This window comes from Thiorhodococcus minor, from assembly GCF_010820565.1.
Lineage (GTDB): Bacteria > Pseudomonadota > Gammaproteobacteria > Chromatiales > Chromatiaceae > Thiorhodococcus > Thiorhodococcus minor.
In genome coordinates this window covers 1-16,936 of record NZ_JAAIJQ010000103.1, presented here as the reverse complement: position 1 = coordinate 16,936, position 16,936 = coordinate 1, and the positions used below count along the sequence as shown (strand labels likewise).

Annotated in this window: 14 protein-coding genes; 5 read left to right on the top strand and 9 right to left on the bottom strand. The window is 66.3% G+C overall.

Annotated elements, in window-relative coordinates:
* Window positions 1–124 precede the first annotated feature (124 nt).
* Window positions 125–880, bottom strand: coding sequence for an HAD family hydrolase (locus G3446_RS22855; RefSeq protein WP_342450199.1), 756 nt, complete (start codon window positions 878–880; stop codon window positions 125–127).
* Between the two features lie 469 nt (window positions 881–1,349).
* Between G3446_RS22855 and G3446_RS22850 the strand changes: the two genes are divergently transcribed.
* A complete protein-coding gene (locus G3446_RS22850) occupies window positions 1,350–2,216 on the top strand; it encodes a transporter substrate-binding domain-containing protein (protein ID WP_164455635.1) in 867 nt (288 codons plus the stop codon).
* Entirely contained in the window at window positions 2,209–4,533 is a 2,325-nt protein-coding gene (locus G3446_RS22845) for a putative bifunctional diguanylate cyclase/phosphodiesterase (protein ID WP_164455633.1), read from the top strand. Before G3446_RS22850 ends, G3446_RS22845 begins: the two co-directional genes overlap by 8 nt.
* A 263-nt stretch (window positions 4,534–4,796) precedes the next feature.
* On the opposite strand, the gene polA is transcribed toward G3446_RS22845, so the two are convergent.
* From polA to G3446_RS22805, 8 genes are all read right to left on the bottom strand, one after another.
* Complete coding sequence (gene polA, locus G3446_RS22840) at window positions 4,797–7,511, bottom strand: DNA polymerase I (RefSeq protein WP_164455631.1); 2,715 nt, start codon at window positions 7,509–7,511, stop codon at window positions 4,797–4,799.
* 429 nt (window positions 7,512–7,940) lie between these two features.
* Window positions 7,941–8,462, bottom strand: coding sequence for a DsrE family protein (locus G3446_RS22835; protein WP_164455629.1), 522 nt, complete (start codon window positions 8,460–8,462; stop codon window positions 7,941–7,943).
* The gene (locus G3446_RS22830) at window positions 8,446–9,225 is read right to left on the bottom strand and encodes a DUF6064 family protein (protein WP_164455626.1); all 780 of its coding nucleotides are present in this window, start codon (window positions 9,223–9,225) and stop codon (window positions 8,446–8,448) included. Before G3446_RS22830 ends, G3446_RS22835 begins: the two co-directional genes overlap by 17 nt.
* 7 nt (window positions 9,226–9,232) lie before the next feature.
* A complete protein-coding gene (locus G3446_RS22825) occupies window positions 9,233–10,156 on the bottom strand; it encodes an aldo/keto reductase (protein WP_164455624.1) in 924 nt (307 codons plus the stop codon).
* Window positions 10,157–10,348: 192 nt separating this feature from the next.
* Window positions 10,349–10,522, bottom strand: coding sequence for a hypothetical protein (locus tag G3446_RS22820; protein ID WP_164455622.1), 174 nt, complete (start codon window positions 10,520–10,522; stop codon window positions 10,349–10,351).
* A gap of 442 nt (window positions 10,523–10,964) precedes the next feature.
* A complete protein-coding gene (locus G3446_RS22815) occupies window positions 10,965–12,020 on the bottom strand; it encodes an ABC transporter ATP-binding protein (protein ID WP_164455620.1) in 1,056 nt (351 codons plus the stop codon).
* Window positions 12,004–13,722: an ABC transporter permease gene (locus G3446_RS22810; RefSeq protein ID WP_164455617.1), complete on the bottom strand. Its 1,719-nt coding sequence runs from the start codon at window positions 13,720–13,722 to the stop codon at window positions 12,004–12,006. Before G3446_RS22810 ends, G3446_RS22815 begins: the two co-directional genes overlap by 17 nt.
* 24 nt (window positions 13,723–13,746) lie before the next feature.
* Window positions 13,747–14,772, bottom strand: a complete 1,026-nt coding sequence (locus G3446_RS22805) for a Fe(3+) ABC transporter substrate-binding protein (protein WP_425338424.1) — start codon at window positions 14,770–14,772, stop codon at window positions 13,747–13,749.
* Window positions 14,773–15,326: 554 nt separating this feature from the next.
* On the opposite strand from G3446_RS22805, the gene G3446_RS22800 reads away from it, so the two are divergent.
* The 3 genes from G3446_RS22800 (at window position 15,327) to G3446_RS22790 (ending at window position 16,621) form a co-directional block, all read left to right on the top strand.
* On the top strand, window positions 15,327–15,626 hold the full coding sequence (locus tag G3446_RS22800; RefSeq protein WP_164455615.1) for a hypothetical protein: 300 nt from the start codon (window positions 15,327–15,329) through the stop codon (window positions 15,624–15,626).
* A 346-nt stretch (window positions 15,627–15,972) separates the two neighbouring features.
* Complete coding sequence (locus G3446_RS22795) at window positions 15,973–16,221, top strand: AbrB/MazE/SpoVT family DNA-binding domain-containing protein (protein ID WP_164455613.1); 249 nt, start codon at window positions 15,973–15,975, stop codon at window positions 16,219–16,221.
* 124 nt (window positions 16,222–16,345) lie between these two features.
* Window positions 16,346–16,621, top strand: a complete 276-nt coding sequence (locus G3446_RS22790) for a PIN domain-containing protein (RefSeq protein WP_245232695.1) — start codon at window positions 16,346–16,348, stop codon at window positions 16,619–16,621.
* Window positions 16,622–16,936: the final 315 nt, after the last annotated feature.

Here is a 16,936-nt window from a genome sequence, read left to right as displayed (position 1 = left end):
TCCTATAGAGGGTTTCCCCACCCCTGTGGGGCCCCCTCAAACCGGCGGAGCCCCCCCCACGGGGGCCCATACCACCCCGGCGCCGTAGCCGCCCGCTTGCGGGGGACTTGGGGCGGCATGCGACTCAAGCGTCGAGATCGAGCGCGTGAAGCAGGCGGGCGGCCAGCTCCTGTGGCGTGTCTGAGATGAGCTCTTCCGGTACGCCGGCCTTCTCCATCAGGTGCCGATGGTCTTCGAAGCCGTAGGAGACCATGAAGGGGTGCATGCCCGCGCCGATCGCGGCGCGGAAGTCCTTGCGCTCGTCGCCGCAGACGTAGGACCAGGCGGGGCTGATCTCGAAGTGCTCGCGCGTGGCGCGGAAGTGCTCGGTCTTTTCCCGCCTTAGCGGGACGTGGATGACGAAGTCGAGCTCGCCGGTATCGATACCATGCCGTTTGAAGAGACTGCGCAGGGTCTCGACCGGCTGGTGGGTGATGTTGCGGGTCACCATCCCGACCCTAACCCGGGGCGCCGCGATCAATGCCTGAACTAGCTCCGCGATGCCCGGAAAGAGACGGGCCTCCTCGCGGTAGACCTGGGTGAGCGTCTCGATGAGCGCCTTGCGCTGTTGCTTGCCGAGCTGTTTGCGGAGGTTGTTCGGGATCTCCTTGACGCCCCCCAGGTACTTGAATAGATGGCGGCGTTTCTGGAACTTGGCGAGCTCGCCGAGCTGCATGCCATGGTGGGAAAATGTGTCCGCGATGGCTGCGAAGGCGTCGACGGTGGTTCCGTCGGCGTCGAGGATCACCAGCCGGTCGAGACTGAAGCGGCGCTTGGCTGGCGTTGCGGCTTGCGCCTGCGGTGCGGTTGTGGGGGTGTCTTTGATCTTGGCTGGACTCACCGACAGGGCGCCTCCTCGGGGCAGGCATGGCGAGCCCGGTGGACCATGGCGCGCCAAGGCGATCGAAGTTCTCAATGCTTTGCTTATACGCCGAAGATGGCCGGGCTCGCAACGCGCCGCGGTTTCAGGAGAGCCCGAGGACTCCATCACAGCAAGACGGACGAGCTAGCGAATAGCATGCAGGCTGACGCGCAAGTTGGCTTGACCGAGAGCATCTCTATCGGCTTGAGCGCCGCAGAGGCGTACGACGCCTCTGCTCGGCTGCTATCTTGTGACAAAATGTTGGCGGCACAGCCGGCGGTGTTGGGTGCTTCCGCTTGTGGGCTGCTTGCCTCCCGAGCGCTTCGACTGTGAGACGACGGGCGACCTGTGCAGGACTTTGGGTCGCGAGCCGATGCTGGCCTCAGGGCGGCATCGGCTCGGCATTCCCGAGACATGCTGTCGTTTTGGATGTGACAAGGAGATCCGCATGCCGCGTTTGCTCCCCTTACTTTGCTGCTTGCTGGTCTCGATCGGAGCCTCCGCCCGAGATCTCCCGGAGATCCGCGCCGACGGCGTCTTGCGTCACCTCGGTATTCCCTACGCCAATTTCGTGACCGGCGCCGGTGGCGGCCTCGATCTCGAGGTCATCGAAGGCTTCGCGCAGTTCCTGGGGCTCGAGTACGCCTTCGTACCCTCGACCTGGGCGACGGTCTTCGGCGACTTGACCGGCCGCAACGCGGCGCGCTCGGACGACGGCGTCGCCTGGCTGGGCGAGGCCCAGGTGCGCGGGGACCTCATCGCGAGCGGGATGACGATGCTCGACTGGCGTCGCCAGGTGGTCGACTTCGGGATACCCACCTTTCCGACCGGTGTCTGGCTGGTGGCGCGAGCGGATTCGACGATGAGTCCCATCAGGCCCACGGGGCGCTTGCAGTCGGACATTCAGCAGGTTCGGACCCTCCTACCGGGGCGGACCCTGCTCGCGGTGCCGAATACCTGCCTGGATCCTCAGCTCTATCGGATGTCGGCGACGGGCGCCGATATCCGCTTGCAGCCGCCCGAGCGCAAGCTCAACGAGCTGGTGCCCGCCATCCTCAATGCGGATGCCGAGGCCACCATGCTGGATGTGCCCGATGCCCTGATCGCGCTCGAGCGGTGGCCGGGACGGATCAAGGTCATCGGTCCCATCTCCGGGCGTCAGTTCATGGCACCGGCCTTCCCCAAGGACGCCCCGCGCTTGCGCGAGGCCTTCAATGCCTATTTCGCCGATCTGAAACTTAGCGGCCGCTATCGAGAGATGGTGCGCGAGTACTATCCGGCAGTCTTCCGCTACTACGGGGATTTCTTTGAGTAGCCAGCTGCCAGACCTTTCTTACGACGATTACGCCAAGGCCAAGGCGCGGGGTCTGCGGCGTCGCGCATTGCTGGTGCTGGGCGGGCTGGCGCTCTGCGTCTATGTCGCGATCCTGCTCGGTACGACCTATCTCGCCCAGCGTCAGCTCATCGCATCCGCCGAGGCGCGCCAGACCCTCGAGCTGGAGCTGCGCGCGACTGCACTCGGCTATTTCTACGCCGAGCGTCGGACCGACCTGGCGAATCTGGCGCGCAGCCGCTTGATGACGACCTTTTTCGCCAATCGCGATCTCGGGATGTCCATGGAGTACGGGCTGCGCGCGAGCCTGCTCGGGGCTCGCGACGCGGCTCTGAGGCTGATCGATGACCGCCGCGTCGAGGGCCGTCCCGTCTACAGGCGCATCGCGCTCCTGGACGCGGACGGCGCGACCCTCGTCGACACGGCCGAGGGGCGGCCGGGTGGGCTCGAAGCGCTGGCGCGGAGCCCGGGCGACTCAGCCGAGATCCAGGTGCTCGCAGCGGCCCCTGGGCATCGCGGCGATGTCTTGGTCCAGGCGCCCGTCGTCATCAAGGGCAGGACGCGCGGCACCCTGGTGGCCTGGATCGACGAGCAGGCCGCGCTCTCCGCGCTGCTCGGACTCGACCCGGGCGCAGCGGAAGGCCGTCGCTACCACGCCCTCCCGCTTGGGCAGGTCTTGTCGTCGGAGGAGCAGGCGCTCGAGCGTCAGCGGGTGCTGGTGCAGGGGGCGCCTTTTCAGCTCGTCGATCTCATGCCCGCTGGGACCGAGAGCCGGATCTTGACGTCGGGCTGGCTCCTCGCGGGATTCGTCGGCATGGCGATCGCCCTCCTGATCGGTGGCGTCCTGATCCTGCGCTTCCACTCCCAGAATCTGGTGCTCTATACGCGCATGGAGGTCGAGCGGCAGCAGCGGCTGCGGCTGAGCCGCCACAATGCGCGGCTGCTGCGCGAGATCGAGCGCCGCGAGGAGTCCGAGCGTCTTCTCATGTACCAGACGAATTATGACGCCCTGACCGGACTGCCGAACCGCGCCCTGGCGCTCGATCGCTTGAGCCAGGCGCTCAGGCGTGCCTTGCGCCAGGGGCAGAGCGTCGTCCTGCTCTATCTCGACTTGGACCATTTCAAGCGCATCAACGACAGCCTGGGACATGCCGCCGGGGACGCTGTCCTGAAGCAGGTCGCCGAGCGGATCAAGCCGCTGCTCGCCGATGCCGACACCCTGGCTCGGCTCGCCGCGGACGAATTCCTGCTCATCTTTCCCGATCTCGCCGACGTGGGCGAGATCGAGCTGCTCGCCCAGCGCGTCCTGCAAACCCTGGATCGGCCTTTCCTGGTCGAGGATCGCGAGATCTTTCTGACCGCCTGCGTCGGCTGCGCGGTCGGCGTGCGCGATTTGAATACGGCGGAAGAGCTGCTCAAGCATGCGGACCTCGCCATGAAGCAGGCCAAGTCCTCCGGGCAGGGCGTCGTCTGCAGCTACAAGCAAGGGCTCGACCAGCGCGCCAAGGAAAGTCTCGAGATCGCGAGCTTGCTGCGCACGGCCGCCGATCGGGACGAGCTGCAGCTGCTCTTCCAGCCTCTCATCGATCTGCGCAGCGGGCAGCCCGTCGCGGCGGAGGCCCTGCTGCGCTGGACCAGTGCCGAGCTCGGACCCGTGTCGCCGGCGCGGTTCATCCCCATCGCCGAGGAGGCGGGCTTGATCCGCAAACTGGGCGCCTGGATTCTGCGGACTGCCTGCCTGAGCGCAGCGGCTTGGCAATCGACCGCGCCCTGCCGGGTCGCCGTCAACGTCTCGTCCCTTCAGCTGCAATCGCCTCATGAGTTCCTGGAGTGCATCGAGCATGCCCTCGCGCTCTCCGAGCTGGCGCCGACCCTGCTCGAGCTCGAGATCACGGAAGGCGTTCTCCTGGAGGATCGCGCGGATATCGCCGAGCTGCTCGCCACCTTGGATGGGATGGGGGTGCATCTCTCGCTCGACGACTTCGGTACCGGCTACTCCGCGCTCAGCTACCTCAGGCGCTTTCCCTTCCGGGTGCTCAAGATCGACCGCAGCTTCATCGCAGGTGTCCTGGAGACCCAGGCAGACGCCGAGCTGACTCGGGCCATCATCGCCATGGGGCAAGGGCTGGGACTCACGGTACTGGCCGAGGGAGTGGAGCGGCCGGAGCAGGCGGACTTCCTGCGTCAAGCCGGCTGCGACCTCGCGCAAGGCTTCCTCTACAGCAGGCCGATTCCGATCGACAGCTTCACACGTCTGCTCGGCTCGGAGCGGCGCGCCCTCGCCTCGGCATCGGGCTGAGAGCACGTGAGCTGCCAGGCATGCACTGAAAGCGCGTCCAGACGTCGAAGCCCTGGAGGCTGGAGGCTGGAGGCTGGAGGCTGGAGGCTGGAGGCTGGAGGCTGAAAAAAGAAACCCCCGAGGTCCGGGGGTAGGGACCTCGGGGGAACGCTTCCCCGGCTTGGGGCTACCGGGGCTTGGGACTGTCATCCAGGGGGAAGATGGACAGCCCCGTTTCGCTCAGTTTCTCTGACTTTAAGAATTTAGCTTAGTTCCTTACCAAATCAGTGCGCTGCATCCCAGTTCTCGCCGACGCCGATGTCGACGAGCAGGGGGACGGCGAGCTCGGCCGCGCCTTCCATGGCGTTGCGAATCCGGGCGCTGGCGTCTTCGAGCGCATCCTCCGCGACCTCGAAGACCAGCTCGTCGTGCACCTGCATGATCATGCGCACCGGCGGATTCTCTGACTGGAGCCATTGATCCACGGCGATCATGGCGCGCTTGATGATGTCCGCGGCCGTGCCCTGCATGGGGGCGTTGATGGCGGTTCGCTCGGCGGCGGCCCGCCGGCCTTGGTTGCTGTGGTTGATGTCGGCGAGGTAGAGCCGGCGGCCGAAGAGCGTCTCCACGTACTTGTCGTCGTGCGCCTGTGCCCGGGTGCGCTCCATGAAGTCCTTGACGCCCGGATAGCGGTGGAAGTAGCGGTCGACGTACTCCTGGGCCTCGCCGCGCGCGATGCCGAGCTGGCGCGCCAGTCCGAAGGCCGACATGCCATAGATGAGCCCGAAGTTGATGGCCTTGGCGGAGCGGCGCTGCTCGCTGCTGACCTCCTCCGGCGGCAGGCCGAGGATCTCGGCGGCGGTGGCGCGGTGGATGTCCTGACCGCTCGCGAAGGCGTCGAGCAGGCGCTGGTCGCCGGAGAGGTGGGCCATGATGCGTAGCTCGATCTGCGAATAGTCCGCGGCCACCACGCGGTAGCCCGGCTCGGCGACGAAGGCGCGGCGGATGCGCCGTCCTTCCTCGGTCCGGATGGGGATGTTCTGCAGGTTGGGGTCGCTGGAGGACAGGCGTCCGGTGGCCGCGACGGCCTGATGATAGGAGGTGTGCACGCGGCCGGTCTCGGGATTGATCATCTGCCGCAGCTTGTCCGTGTAGGTCGACTTGAGCTTGGAGAGCCCCCGGTACTTGAGGATGATCTCCGGCAGGTCATGGCCCTGCGCGGCCAGCTGCTCGAGCACGTCCTCCGAGGTTGAGGGCGCGCCCTTGGGGGTCTTGGCGATGACGGGCAGGCCCAGCTCCTCGAAGAAGATGGCCCCGATCTGCTTGGGCGAGCCCATGTTGAAGCGCCGGCCGGCGACCACGTAGGCCTGGGTCTCCAGCTCTAGGATGCGCTCCGCCAGCTCCTGGCTCTGCTGGGCCAGCTGATCGCTGTCGATGCGCACGCCGGTGCGCTCCATGCGCGAGAGGATGCCGACCAGGGGGATCTCGATCCCTTGGTAGAGGCCGGCGAGGGATGGCGTCGCCTCCAGCTTCGGCCACAGGTGGCGGTGCAGCCGCAGGGTGACGTCCGCGTCCTCGGCCGCGTAGTGACCCGCCTGGTCCAGCGCGATCTGGTCGAAGGTCAGCTGCTTGACGCCCTTGCCGGCGATGTCCTCGAAGTGGACGGTGTCATGGTCCAGGTAGCGCTTGGCGAGCGAGTCCATGTCGTGCCGGGTCGCCGTGCTGTCGAGCACATAGCTCTCGAGCATGGTGTCGTGATCCACGCCGCGCATGGCGATGCCGTAGCGCGCCAGGACGCTCATGTCGTACTTGAGGTTCTGGCCCACCTTGGCCTTGTCGGGGTCCTCCAGCAGTGGCTTGAGCCGCGCCAGCACCTGGTCGCGGTCGAGCTGGTCCGGCGCGCCTGGATAGCTGTGTGCCACGGGGACATAGGCGGCCGCGCCGGGCTCGATGGCGAACGACAGGCCCACCAGCTCGGCGCGCATGTAGTCGAGATCCGTGGTCTCGGTGTCGAAGGCGAAGAGCTCGGCGGCCTCGATGCGCGCGACCCAGAGGTCGAAGGCGTCTTGGGTGAGGACGAGGTCGTAGGCGGTCTGCGCTGGCGCGGCCGCATCGGTGCCGCCGGGCGCGGAGCCCTCTGCCGTGCCGCCCTCCAGGGTGCCCAGCAGCCGGCGCGATTCGATCCGCTGGTACCAGGTCCGCAGGGTCTCCACGTCCGCCGAGGCCGGCTTCAGATCCGTGGGGGTCAGGTCCAGCGCGACATCGCGCTTGATGGTCGTCAGCGCGCGCGAGAGCGGCAGCTGGTCCAGCATGGCGCGCAGGTTCTCGCCCACCTTGCCCTTGATGCTCTCGGCATTGGCGATAACCCCATCGAGATCTCCATGCTCATGGATCCACTTGGCCGCCGTCTTGGGGCCGCACTTGGGTACGCCGGGGATGTTGTCGACGCTGTCCCCCATGAGGCTGAGATAGTCGACGATGCGCTCCGGCGGGACCCCAAACTTCTCCTTGACGCCTACGGGGTCGAGCAGGGTGTCGCTCATGGTGTTGACCAGGGTGACGTGCGCGTCGACCAGCTGGGCCATGTCCTTGTCGCCGGTCGAGATGAGCGTCGCCATGCCCTGCTCGGCCGCTTGGGTGGCCAGGGTCCCGATGACGTCGTCCGCCTCGACCTCCGGCACGACCAAGAGGGGTAGACCCATGGCCTTGATGATGTCCTGCAACGGCTGGATCTGCTGGCGCAGGTCGTCCGGCATCTCCGGGCGGTTGGCCTTGTAGTCGGCGTAGAGGTCGTTGCGGAAGCTCTTGCCGGAGGCGTCGAAGACTACGCCGATGTACTCCGGCCGGTGCTCCTCGATGAGCTTGCGCAGCATGTTGAGCACGCCCACCAGGGCACCGGTCGGCTCGCCCTTGGAGTTGGTCAGCTTGGGCAGGGCATGGTAGGCACGGAAGAGGTAGCCGGAGGCATCGACCAGGATCAGTGGGTACTGTTTCGCCATTCTGGGTCTCGTCTATGAACGTCCGGTCCGTCCCGGAGCCTGTTCTTGGTTGACCCGGAAGTATGCAGGATCCGGCTCCCGAAGGGCATGCGAGGATCGCCCGACCCGGCCGAGTGCCGACCTGGACGCTTGGGCGCGCCTCGGCGGCGATCATGGTGTCGGCCAGTTGTCTCCCTTGGACAAGCGCAGCGCAGTCCACCGGGCCGGCGCGGGATTCTGTGGACTTCGCTCGTGAGACTGTGAAGAAATTCTGCGTAGGTTGGGCTGAGGTACGAAGCCCAACATGGCGGCTAGCCTAACGCTTTGATTGTCGGCCCCCCTGCGTCGGCCCAACCTACAGCAATCTGCGATCTGCGCGGTGCGCTTGGATTACTCTCACAGTCTCTCGTGCTCGTCCACCCTCCCGACTGATGAGCAAGGCCCGCGCCTCTAACGGATGTCCTCGATGGCGTGCTGCTTGATCATGATCTTGGGCGTGATCAGGGCATAGCCCTGGAGCTGCCAGTGGGCGAGCTCGGTGATGGCGGAGGGGACGATCTCGATGAAGTCGTAGAAGTCCTTGGTCTGGTAGCCATAGTCCCGCGCGGCGATGCCGCAGACCTTGAACTTCACCCCGAGTGAGGCGTAGTACTTCATGCGCTCCACGGCGTCCCTGTACTTCTCGTAGTTGTGCTTCACCGTCGCGACCACCTCGGTGCCGTGGATGACCACCAGGATGTCCATGAATTCGGGCGCGTAGTCGTAGGGCGCCTCCATGAGCGGATTCATGAGGGAGCGAATCCAGTAGAGCGCCGAATTGATCTTGACGGGATCGTCCAGGTAGAAGTCCATGACGACCTTGGGCTCGCCATAGGCTGTCTCCACCACCTTGGCTTCGGATGAGGCGAGCTGGGGCGTGACGAGGAGGACGGCGATCAGTGGAAGGAGGGCGGCGTTAGGATTCAGGCTCATGGCGGGCTCCGGCGGTATCGGGTCGAGTCAAGGTGCGGTCCAAGAAGCAGGTTTCACCGCGCCTGGCGCTCGGTTCAAGCTCGCTGACGCTGCGCGCTGGCGCAGGCCGTTCGAAGCTGGGCCAGAGCGCGAGGGCGATGAAGATCAATCCCCCGACCGGCAGCAGCAAGCCAGGCATCCAGCCGAGCGCGAGCCAGGTCGCACCGCTGGCGCAGCACCACGCCAAGGGAAGGATGGCGAGCGGCCAGGTCGGCCGGCCTGTCATCAGCAGACATCCGAGCGTGACCAGCGTCGTCGCATCCGGGGCGACGCCGAAGACTTGGGCTTCTTGCCAGGACAGCTGCGTGACCAGTGGCATCAGTGGGTAGAGCGCCAGGCCCGATAGCCCCAGCCCGATTCCGCCCAGAAACTTCGTCCCGAGCCCTGAGGTCCGGGCCGTCCGGGCGCCGATCGGCAGGGCGAGCGCCATGAGCAAGAGCCCCGCGACGATGAAGGCCCAGCCCACATAGGTGGCCGCCCAGCTCAGCTCGGCATAGAGCCTCAAGTGAAAGCTGATCCCGACCCAGATCCAGCACAGGCCGAGCAGGATGCCGAGCGGGCGGGCTCGACCGCGCCAGGCAAGCCAGAGCGCGAGCAGCCCGAGCGGCAGCGTCAGGAGCTGCGAGGGCCAGATGCTTAGGTTCTGTCGGGCGAAGAGGCGAAAGTAGGCCTCGGCCTCGAAGGGGATGAAGTCGATCAGCGCATAGGTCTCGAGCTCTCCCATACGCGGGCTAGGCGGTCTGGATGGCCTCGAGCATCCGTGCCCGGAGCGCCTCGTCGGGCAGCTCGCCGACCGCGGCGCCCATGTTCTCCCGCATGTGATCGACGCGGCTCGTGGCCGGGATGGCGCAGGTGACCGCCGGGTGGGAGACGATCCACTTGAGCACCAGCTGCGGCCAGTTGTGGCAGCCGATCTCGCCGGCCCAGCCCGGCAGCGGGCCGCCACGGCGCTGGAGGCGGTCGACCAGGCCGCCGCCACGGAAGGGGCGGTTGGCGATGACGGCCATGCCGTGCTCGCGGGCAAGCGGCAGGAGCCGGGCCTCGACCTCGCGGTCCGCGGGGTTGTAGGTCAGCTGCACGAAATCCAGGGCGTTCCCGCGCATCACCTGCTCCAGCTCCAGGTGGCGCCGGCCGTGCGAGGTGGTGACGCCGATGTAGCGCACCTCGCCCTGCGCCTTCATCTCGGCGAGCCTTTCGAGGTGGGCCTCCCAGCTCAGCAGGTTGTGGATCTGCATGAGGTCGAAGCGGCCGATCCGCCATTTCGCGGCGGAGACTGTGGTCTGCGCCCGGGTCTCGTCCCCGTCGCGCGTCCAAACCTTGTCGGCGGAGAAGAGCCGCTCCGGGTGCCCGAGCCGGTCGAGCGCATCGCCGACGACGTCTTGAGACGAGCCGTACATGGGAGAGGAGTCGACCAGCTGCCCTCCAGCGGCGAAGAACGCCTGCAGCACGCTGGTGCGCGCGTCTCTGAGCGGCTGGTCGCTGCCCACGTTGAAGGTCTGCCAGGTGCCCATGCCGATCACGGTCAGGGGCTCGCCGGTCGACGGGATGGGCTTGGCGATCAAGCGCGGACTGGTGAGGGCTGCAGCGCCTAGCGGCCGGGTGGTCGCGGTCACGACCCCGGCTCCGATCAATTTGATGAGGGCTCGACGATCCATCTGAGCGTTCCTGATTCAGATCTTCAACGCCTGGCCGGGCTCGACCAGTATTGCGTTCCTCCCTGCGCTGCGGGAACGGGCTCTGCTGGGAGTGTTGACCTCCAGGTCAACATCTGTCGGCCTGGAGGCCGACACTCCCAGCTCTGATGCCGCCCATCTCCAAGATGAGATCACAGCTCAGCCTGGAGCGCGCTACTCGCCCTGCTCGGAGGTGCGGGCCGTCGTCCGCTGCTGAGAGGCATCCTGTGCTGAGGGCGAGGGCGCCTGCCTCAGACGCCGGATCGCGGCGAGCTGCCAGATGCAAAATCCCATCGCGCTGCCGAAGAAGAGCAGGGCCTGTAGGCCTTTGAAGGTCGCATAATCCATAGGATAGTCCTCGTATGGGTGCGCCGCTGCGCGGTTCTCACGGTTGACTGGCTTGGCTGGGCCGAGTGCATGCGCCGACCCGTTGCGAGCTAGGTCGTTGCCGCGAGGCGTGGGATCAACACCAGGAATCACGCGGTATCCCGCCGGGGTGTCCGGACTCTTCCTCAGCGCCGGAGCCGGACACCGCCACCTCAGCCGATTTCTCGAAATCTTCCTACCAGCCTTTCACAGTCAGGAAATGCGTGACGGGATGAGGGCAGGATGCTCTCCGGCGGTCATTTTTCCGCCTACGCCCCAGGATCGCCCGCAAGCGGGCTCCTACGGCGCCGTCTTTGTAGGAGCCCGCTTGCGGGCGACTTGCTTGCAGGCGACTGGTACGAGGATTCTCGGAATTCGCCTTCGTGCTCGGAGATTGCTGGAATACAGGCCTGCCGTCGTCTTCTCAGCCCCTGTCGCGGCTCGCAAAGACCACCAGGTGCTTGGCCTCGAGCCGCAGTCCGATGTCCGCGCCCGGCGCATATTGGTGATGGCTGGGCAAGAGACAGAGCACCTCGCTGCCGCTTGGGAGCCTCAGCCGGTAGAGGTACTCGGCGCCGCGGAAGGCGCGCTCGATGACGCTCGCCCGAATCTGGCTTGCGGGGTCGTCTACCAGGTCGTCGGGTCGAATCAGTGCCTCGGCGGGGGTGCCTGGATTCAGGTCATGGCCGGATGCGCTCGAGAGGCGTCCGAGCTCGGTCATCACGCTGTGCGCGTCCACGGGCTCGGCCGGTAGGAACGCGCCCTGCCCGATGAAGTCGGCGACCAGGCGGTTGGCGGGCTGATGGTAGAGCTCGAAGGCGCTGGCCCATTGCTGGATCTCGCCCTGACTGAGGACGCCGATGCGGTCGGCCATGGCGAAGGCCTCGAGCTGGTCATGGGTAACCAAGAGGGCGGTGACCCCTTCGCGCTCCAGGACATCGCGCACTTCACGCGCCAGCTGCTCGCGCAGCGCGGCGTCCATGCTCGAGAAGGGCTCGTCCAGCAGCAGGATCTCCGGCCTTGGCGCCATGGCCCGTGCCAGGGCGACACGCTGCTGCATGCCGCCGGACAGCTCGTGCGGATAGCGCCGCTTGGCCTGCTCCATGCCGACGAGTCGCAACAGCGCGGCGACGCGGTCTCGGCGCTCTCGGCTCGTGAGCTGCCTGAGCCCGAAGCCGACATTGTCCGCCACCGTCAGATGTGGGAAGAGCGCGAAGTCTTGGAAGACCATGCCGACCCGCCGGCGCTCGGGCGCCAGGGTCCAGCCGGGTGTCGAGACCCGCTGGCCGTGCAGTCGGATCTCGCCCTGTGTGATGGGCTCGAAGCCCGCGATGGCGCGCAGCAGGGTCGTCTTGCCGCAGCCGCTCGGCCCGAGGAGGCAGCCGATCACCCCTTCGTCCAGGGCGAAGGTCGTCTCCTGGACGATGGTCCGCCCCTCATAGGCGATGCGGACGGCTTCGACTTCAAGGCGTTTGGACATGGCGTGAGCTGGTAATGGATCTGCTGAGCAAGATGACGGGGATGAGTCCGGCGCCGACGATCATGAGCGCGGCCGGGGCCGAGTCGGCCAGGCGCTCGTCGGAAGCCAGCTCGAAGGCGCGGACGGCGAGCGTGTTGAAGTTGAACGGCCTCAGGATGAGGGTCGCCGGCAGCTCCTTGAGGACGTCGACAAAGACCAGGAGGGCAGCCGTCAAGAGGGTGCCGCGCAGCAGCGGAACATGAACCCGCCAGAGGACGCCCGCGGGTCGCAGCCCGAGAGCCCGCGCGGCATCGTCCGTGGAAGGGCGGATCTTGCCGAGCCCCGCCTCGACGGTCTGGAGCGAGACCGCGAGGAAACGCACCAGGTAGGCGAAGAGGAGGGCAGCGAGGGTGCCGCTGAGCAGCAGCCCGGTCGAGACCCCGAAGGTGGCGCGCATCCAGGCGTCGATGCTGTTGTCCAGCCAGGCGAAGGGGATGATGACCCCGATGGCGATCACGGTTCCGGGCAGCGCGTAGCCGAGCCCGGCGAGCCTCACCGAGGCCAGCACGGCAGGGCTTGGGTGGAGCCGTTTCGCGTAACCGAGCAGGAGCGCGAGGCCCAGCGCCAGCAGGGCGGCCGCGGCGGCGAGGCCCAGGCTGTTCAGGGTCAGCCTCAGGAAGCGCGCGTCATAGGCCTCCTCGGCGACGGTCAACGCCCAGATGCCGAGCTGTCCCGCCGGTATTAGGAAACCGAGCAGCACCGGCAGTGCGCAGAAGGTCAGTGCCAGCGCCGCGCGCCAGCCATGCAGGCGATGACGGCGGATCGCCTGATGACGCTGACTCGTATGATGGTAGCGGGCATGGCGGCGCGAGCCCTTCTCCAAGGCGACGAGGACGATGACCAGTCCGAGCAGCAAGGCGGAGAGCTGGGCTGCGCCCGCCGTGTCGCCCAGCCCGTACCAGGTGCGAAAGATGCCGGTGGTGAAGGTCTGGACGCCGAAATACTTGACCGTCCCATAGTCCGCCAGGGTCTCCATGAGCGCCAGGGACAGGCCGGCGACGATCGCCGGCCTGGCCAGGGGCAGCGCCACCCGATAGAAGGATTGCCAGGGACCGCTGCCGAGCGTGCGGCTGACGTCCAGCACGCAGATGGACTGGCCGAGGAAGGCGGCACGCGTGAGCAGATAGACGTAGGGATAGAGGACGAGCGACAGCATGACTGCGGCCCCCGCCAGCGACCGGACCTCTGGCATCCAGTAGTCGCCATAGCCCCAGCCCGTCAGCGCGCGCAGTGCGGTCTGCAGCGGCCCGGCGTAATCCAGCATCCCCGTGTAGGTGTAGGCGATGATGTAGGCCGGCATCGCCATGGGCAGCAGGAGCGCCCATTCGAGCAGGCCACGGCCCGGAAACTGACACATGCTGGTCAGCCAGGCCGTGCCGACGCCGCCGATGAGGGTGCCGAGCGCGACACCGAGCATCAGCAGGAGCGAATTCGCGACATAGCCCGGCAGCACCGTCGCGGCCAGATGTCGCCAGGAGTCGCCCGCGGGGACCAGCACGAAGCCCAGGATCACCAGCACGGGGACGGCCATCAGCAGCGCCAGGCCGACGCTGCCGGCCGACCAGAGACGGCCCTCGGACCGGCGGGAGCTGCCGGTCGTGCTCGGCTTGGCGGATGGCGTCGCCTCCGGCCGTACTGCTTCGGGCGCCGTGGCGCTGCTCATGGGCGTGGACTCAAGTGCCCGACCTCAGCGCCATCCGGCGCGGTCCATCAGCCGCACGGCTTCGGCATTCAGCTCGCCCAAGCGGCCGAGGTTGAGGTCGTCGGCCTTGAAGGGACCCCAGCCGGCGAGCGTGGGACTGAGGGCGACGCCCTCACCTACCGGGTACTCGCCATTCGCCTCCGCGTACCAGGCTTGGGCCTCCGGGGTCGCGAGAAACTCGACCAGCGCGACCGCCGCCTCCTTGTGCTTCGCGGAAGCGGTGACCGCGGCCCCGCTGATGTTCACATGGGTGCCACGCCCGTCCTGATTGGGCCAGAAGACCGCCACGGCCTCGGCGGCCGCGCGCTCGGCTGGGTCCTGACTCTTGAGCATGCCCGCGAGGTAGTAGGTGTTGGCGACGGCGAGATCGCACTCGCCGGCCGCGGCGGCCTTGATCTGGTCGCGATCGCCGCCCTTCGGGGGGCGCGCCAGGTTGGCGACCAGGCCCTTGGCCCAGGTCTCCGTCGCCTCGAGCCCATCCGCCGCGATCAGCGAGGCGACCAGGGATTGGTTGTAGATATTGTCGGAGGAGCGAATGCAGATGCGTCCCTTGAAGGCGGGATCGGCCAGGGCCTCGTAGGTCGAGAGCGTCTTCTGGTCCACTCGGTCCTTGGCATAGAGGATGGGGCGGGCGCGCAGGGTCAGGCCCACCCAATGCCCCTCAGGGTCGCGATAGGTCTCCGGGATGCTGGCGGTCAGCGCCTCGGAGACGAAGGGCTGAGTAACGCCCGCCGCCTTGGCGCGGTAGAGGTTTCCGGCGTCGGCCGTGATGAGCAGGTCTGCTGGCGAATTCATGCCCTCGCTCTTGAGGCGCTGGAGCAGCGCGCCGTCCTTTCCCGTGACCAGGTTGACGGCGATTCCCGTCTGCTCGGTGAAGCGATCGAGCAGCGGCTTGATGAGCGCCTCCTTGCGCGAGGAATAGATGTTCACCTCGTCCGCGAAGGCCCCCGCGGCTGGGAGCAGCGCCGCGAGCAGCGCGAGAACGGCGAAGATCTTGGATTTCGAGCGCACGATACTTGGACTCCTCTCTTGAGACTTGGGGTTCGGTGGAACGCCGGGCTCGGACCTGGGATGTCGTCCAAAGCGCCCCGCGCGACAGTCTGCCCTTGGGTGGGGACGCCGTCGCAAGGCCTGGGCGCGAGCCCGGTCTCGGGTCTATATGGGAATGATAATCGAAATGCGAATCCCTATCATGCTGGATCGATGCCTGGGCTCGGCAGTCTCCGTTATCAAGCTCGAGAATTGCTTGCGACCTGCTGAGGCTAAGAAGCGTGCCAAGTATTTCAATGCGCTGCGCAGTCGAGTGCTGATTTCTCAATCAGGCGTGGCGGTGGTGGCAAGCGTGCGGGCCCGCCCAAGCGCTTTAAGACGGCGCAGTTGACCATTCGAAAAGATTGCCTTCCTCCGCCGCGCGAGTCGCTGCCGCCGGGGCCACGCTTGAAGACCGTTCCACCCTGGCCTTGTGGGTTGGCTCTCCCGCACCGCGCTGCCTCCCGAGACGAGCTCAGTGCGCACCAGCGCCGCGATCAAAGGCGCGGTGCTCACCCGGCTGGTCCTGCTGGCCCTTGGGCACATCTTATGATGAGCAACCCATCGAGCGCCTGCGCGAGCGCCTCGCCCTGATCGAGCAGGTCATCGACCAGCCAGGCGCCTTGGACATCCTGGAATCACTGCTGCGCCAGTATGTCCAAGGCACGCGCCGGGTCGCCGAAGCCGACGTACGCACCCTGCTCGAAGAACGCCCGAGTGGAGACTCCATCATGCAAACCTTCATCGACATATCGACGGCCGTGACGGGTGCGCTCAGCTCCTCGCCGAGCAGGGTACTGAGGAGGTCGATGAGCAGGTCGCTGTGGTCTTCCTAGCCGAAGAGGGTTTTGACATCCTGCGTGGGAATGCCCTCGCACCGCTCCAGTGGTGCCTGTCGGCGGCCTCGATCGTCAGTTGGACCGGTAGGGTGGACGAGCGAGAGCGAAGTCCACCGAATCCCGCGCCAGCCTTGGTGGCCTGCGCGTCGCTTGTCCAGCTTGCAGCGGGACGCCGAGCCAAGCGATGATCGACGCCCTGTCGGCGAAGCGACGCTGGCACGTCACCACTTGCTCACACGCTGGAGTGTGGGAGCGAGGGAGAAGCGTCGTAACTGCGATTGACGGTCGACCCGCGGCCCCTCACCATCAAGTAAGGTGTAGTCAAAAAGTAAGGGGAGTGCGTATGGCCGTGGCAACGATCACCAGCAAAGGGCAAATCACCATTCCCAAGGAGATTCGTCAAGAGTTGTTGCTGCACAGCGGAGACCGGATCGACTTTAAGCTGACCGAACAGGGGAAAGTGCTGTTGCGGCCAGTCACGCGACGTGTGGATGAGCTCTTCGGACGCCTCCACAAGCACGGGCAACAGGCGCTCTCGCCAGAAGACATGGATGCCGCTATCCGGCATCGGGTCACCCAGAGCGACGCATGAAGGCCATCGATACCAACGTGCTGGTGCGCTTCTCGGTCAATGACGGTCCAGCGCAGGCCCAGATAGTCCGCGGCATTTTTTCCAGTGCCGACAAGCAACGCGCAAGCCTTTTCGTGCACTGCTGGTGTTGCTCGAAACGATCTGGGTTCTCGAATCGGCCTATAAGATCCAGCGCGCTGAATTAATCGATGTCTTGGGCGATCTGTTATTGCTGCCCGTCTTGCAGTTCGAGCACCGCAGTGCCGTGCAAAGGATGCTGTCACGTGCCACCGCCAACACCATCGACCTGCCGGACTTGCTCATCGACCAGAGTGCGCGCCTCGCCGGCTGCGAAACCGTACTCACCTTCGACAAGAAAGCGGCGAAAAGCGACGGCTTCGAGCGCATCACTGGCATGTAACGTATCGCGTTATCTACCACACCAAATCCGCCATCGGCGCCATGCTGCCCAAAAACGCCTTTGCCTGCGTCGTCATGCGCGACGCCGGTATCGGGCGATTCGCCGGCTTCGATGCGCCTGTCGAGCCGCTGGGATTTGGGCTGAGATCACGCGAAGAATGGTGGTACGTCCCTGAGGTATCCCCACAAATCCGGCCACCCCGCAGTCACTCCGCAAGCAGTGCATCATGGTCATTCGAGACCCATTGATCCAGCTGTCCGATGGCGTCGACCAGCTCGGCGACGCTCGCGCGGCAATTCTCCAACGTCAGCAGCA

What these genes read in the sequence shown, in the direction of transcription:
- G3446_RS22830 (WP_164455626.1), bottom strand. Translation starts at nt 9,225, where the DNA reads ATGGGAGAGCTCGAGACCTATGCGCTGATCGACTTCATCCCCTTCGAG.
- G3446_RS22815 (WP_164455620.1), bottom strand. Translation starts at nt 12,020, where the DNA reads ATGTCCAAACGCCTTGAAGTCGAAGCCGTCCGCATCGCCTATGAGGGG.
- G3446_RS22795 (WP_164455613.1), top strand. Translation starts at nt 15,973, where the DNA reads ATGGCCGTGGCAACGATCACCAGCAAAGGGCAAATCACCATTCCCAAG.
- polA (WP_164455631.1), bottom strand. Translation starts at nt 7,511, where the DNA reads ATGGCGAAACAGTACCCACTGATCCTGGTCGATGCCTCCGGCTACCTC.
- G3446_RS22820 (WP_164455622.1), bottom strand. Translation starts at nt 10,522, where the DNA reads ATGGATTATGCGACCTTCAAAGGCCTACAGGCCCTGCTCTTCTTCGGC.
- G3446_RS22835 (WP_164455629.1), bottom strand. Translation starts at nt 8,462, where the DNA reads ATGAGCCTGAATCCTAACGCCGCCCTCCTTCCACTGATCGCCGTCCTC.
- G3446_RS22810 (WP_164455617.1), bottom strand. Translation starts at nt 13,722, where the DNA reads ATGAGCAGCGCCACGGCGCCCGAAGCAGTACGGCCGGAGGCGACGCCA.
- G3446_RS22850 (WP_164455635.1), top strand. Translation starts at nt 1,350, where the DNA reads ATGCCGCGTTTGCTCCCCTTACTTTGCTGCTTGCTGGTCTCGATCGGA.
- G3446_RS22825 (WP_164455624.1), bottom strand. Translation starts at nt 10,156, where the DNA reads ATGGATCGTCGAGCCCTCATCAAATTGATCGGAGCCGGGGTCGTGACC.